Raw genomic sequence first — 3,838 nt, 5'->3', positions numbered from 1 at the left:
ATTATACATTCAAAGTTCAAAAAACAAATTCATTTATTAAAGTAAGAGCTTATATCTGTTGAATAACAAGCACATCCTTTCTTTTTAAGAAAAAACTTTTTCCGTGGATAGGTTTGTATAATACAATAATGGGAATAAAAAGATTGTCACATCTATCTCATACGGTGTCTATGAATGGTATAAAATCTATTGAATAGCATCATCTTTCCTTAAATAAAAAGTACAAGCCAAGTACCATCACGCTATTTAGCCTCTAATGTTGCAACATCCCTTGCGATTTGAGAGAATGCATAAAAGGCATTTATTCTTTCTTAAAGCGTTTTTATCCACACGCTACTCCTCCCTGTAACGTATAAAAGAATAATGTTTTACAGCACTAACGATCTGATTACTCTGCAAAATGAGCTAGCTCGTTCCCCTTAATGTTCTTTATCACCTTATATCCTTGCTTAGAGCACGTACAGCTCGTGCAGTTTCACATTGTAATGCTTTTTGTGCTAAAATTTTCATATCTTCAAAACTATGAGTCTGCAAACACGCCTTTACTGGAGAAATATCGCAAGATATCATAGAAAGCTCATTAATTCCCAACCCTGTCAAAATCATTGCACCAAAAGGATCTCCAGCCATACCACCACATACACTAACCCAACACTTATGTTGTGAAGCTCCCTGTATAGTCTGATAAATCATACGCAAAACTGCTGGATCAAGGCTATCCGCTTCAGACACAAGGTACGGATTTTGCCGATCAACAGCCATTGTATACTGTGTTAGATCATTGGTTCCAATTGAGAAAAAATCAACATGGGCGCTCAACACATCTGCCATAATGGCGGCTGCTGGAACTTCGATCATAATACCAAGTTTTAATTTTGGTGCATCAATATCATTGCGGATTTCTTCTGCAATCTTTTTTATAGTGACAATCTCTGAAACAGACATTACCATCGGAAACACAATCCATAGATCTCCGCCTTCTTTTGCTGCTCGATACAAAGCACGTAATTGAGGCACCAAAAGATCACGTCGACGTAACAAAAGCCGCGTCCCTCGAACACCTAAAAAAGGATTGTCTTCTTTAGATAAATGTAAATGCGTAACCTGTTTATCCCCACCAATATCGAGTGCACGAATAATTAATGGCTTATCTCCTACAGCTGTAATCATCGCCCGATATATATTAAATTGTAGCTCTTCATCCGGAATATGAGGATTCTCTAAAAACAAAAATTCCGTGCGCATGAGTCCAATACCTTCAGCCCCCAAATCAAGCGCAACAGGAACCTGATTTGCGTAGTTGACATTAGCCATAATACGGATTCTTTGACCATCTATCGTTTGCGCTGGTAATCTACACGTACTTATTTCACTGACACGTTTTTGCGCAACAGTATCAATATGCCTTTGAGCATCTTCAACGTCTTCAAGCGTAGGATCAAGGTAAATAAACCCGTTATCGCCATCAATAATAGCCTGAATATCAGACTGAATCGCTAAAATATCATCACCTGCAGCAACAACCATTGGAATACCAAGAGTACGCGCCAAAATAGCTGTATGAGATAATGGACCTCCCCATGCTGTTGCTAATCCTTTTACCCTTGTACAATCAAGTTGTGCTACATCAGAAGGAGAAAGGTCATTTGTAACCAGAATTACACCATGTGGAATATCATTTAAAAAGAATGATCTATAGGATGGATTGATTTCACCTAAAACACGTCGACCAACATCAACTAAATTAACAGCACGTGCTGCTAACAAAGGATTATCTACCTTAAAAAACATATCTGAAAATTGACGAACCGCTCTATCCCAAGACCAAGCGACACCATGACCTTCTGCTATAAAACGACAAGCTTGAGCTATTAAATTTTCATCTTCAAGCAAAACAATTTGCGCAGAAAAAATCGCAGCAGAATCTGCTCCCATACGCACTGTAATATCAGAAATCACAGATGCCATTTTATGTTTTGTTTTTGTAAGAGCATTTTCAAGACATGCTGCACCAGCTGCAAAATCAATTGGCTGGTCTATTATGGAAATATCATTTTGTCTTAAAACAAAAATCTTACCAAATGCTAATCCTGAACTTGCTCCAACACCAGAAATGCCTTTTTGCATAGAGCGTGGATACCAACCATGAAAAGCTTTTGTTTGAGATTCCATTGCTCTCATCAGACATTTTTCACTAATACTCACTTTTTTTGCAATAGCAATGGCATCATTGAGAAGTTGTGCTCCTTCTGCAGCATCTGTAGAAAAAATCAGAACATCACCGTTTTTTGCTCCTAATTGCAATAAACCAACTAAATTTTTCATTTCAACAGCATATTGACCATGGCGAACTCTGATAGAATTTTGAGCCTTTTTCGCAAAATCAACCCAAAGAGAAGCTGGTCGTGCATGAAGACCACTTGGATAATCTAACGTCCATTCCTGACACACCGAAAGGTCACCAATAAAAGCTTTTTCTATCTTCATATCTTGATCAAACAAAGTTGTAACAATTTGCTGTTTGTCCATAGTTGTTGCAAGTACTTCAAGCTGTTTTTTATCAAATAAAAGAGACGTCAATTTTTTACAAATTTCTCTATAACGATCTGGACACGCTGCAATAGCAATAACCAAATGTGCTTTCTTGCCATCCTGCCACTCAACACCAGCAGGAACCTGTATAACAGCAACAGCGTCCTTGATAATTAAATCACGATTTTCAGCCATACCATGAGGAATGGCTATACCATTTCCAAGCCAAGTATTGGTTGTTTCTTCACGTTCGAGCATGCTTGCCAGATAACACTTATCAACCGCACCAACCTGCACAAGCAATTCAGCAGCAGCATAAATTGCATCATTTTTATGATCAAAAGCAGCTGCAAGTTGTACAGATCTTATAGACAAGATTTCACTCTCGATAAAATCTACATTCACTGCTTCTGCTTTCTCACATCTCATCATGAATTCAAATTGCCTCACATTTGAACACCAATATCTCTGATAAATTCCTTTTCAAAGCTGCATTTCCCAAAATACAAGCTATAAATACCACGACAGCTCTCTTTATATTTTAGGAAATGTAGTTAAGTGAGGTGCTTAAATACCTCAATATAACCGATAATACAATTGGATATTATCATCTAGCGAAGTGCTTAAAAGTATAATAAGCAAGTTTGCCTCTTACTCTTCTACTTTACAAAGACAAAACCCCGATTTTTACAGCACCAATCACCTAAAAAACTATGTTTTAAAAACGCTCTCATTATCCCAAGTTATTCAACATAACTTTTCATTATTCTCCCTACAAGAAAGCATCCTTCCCAATCATCTGTAACTTCAGCTAATATTTTAACTGATTCCTCAAAGTTTATTTAACCTATTATTCCTCTTTATAAATTCATTACATAATTATAAATTGCTCCATGCAACTTATCATCTTTAAAATTCCGTACAGCTCATCCTATGATACGAAATCCTTGATATATAACATTTATATATTTTAAGCTACTCCTTTACTTTAATCAATATCGCAAACACACAATGCCCTCCGTCGCACATTTGCAAAGTACGAACATCACCCAAGCACTATCATCAACTACTAAAATCAAGAAAAACTCTACAAATAAGATGAATAAAGTAAAAAATGAAAAGCAGTTATTGCCTTAACCCTAACTCTTATGCTTGTTTGTTTTCAAATAATGTACAATACAATAATAGTGAAATCAGAAAAAATATTCCTGAAAAGCGCTGATTGCAGATTGGTTATTTTTATATCTTTAAACACCGTCCTCTTTAAAAATATAATTTCACTCTCGATTTACCAAAAACTCCTTAA

The 3,838-nt window shown here is 36.3% G+C and carries 1 protein-coding gene; it reads right to left on the bottom strand.

Annotated features, from left to right (window positions below; translation table 11 throughout):
- Positions 1–432 precede the first annotated feature (432 nt).
- Positions 433–2,964, bottom strand: coding sequence for a phosphoenolpyruvate--protein phosphotransferase (gene ptsP / locus ACFIKE_RS06865; RefSeq protein WP_375648825.1), 2,532 nt, complete (start codon positions 2,962–2,964; stop codon positions 433–435).
- Positions 2,965–3,838 lie beyond the last annotated feature (874 nt).

It is taken from the genome of Bartonella sp. MU70NMGDW (assembly GCF_042194085.1).
Classification (GTDB): domain Bacteria; phylum Pseudomonadota; class Alphaproteobacteria; order Rhizobiales; family Rhizobiaceae; genus Bartonella; species Bartonella grahamii.
Note: the sequence above shows the minus strand (reverse complement) of the source record. Positions and strands in the feature narration are given on the sequence as shown.

Bases quoted from the DNA above. Each gene is read 5' to 3' on its own strand.
- ptsP (WP_375648825.1), bottom strand. From the start codon at position 2,964: ATGATGAGATGTGAGAAAGCAGAAGCAGTGAATGTAGATTTTATCGAG.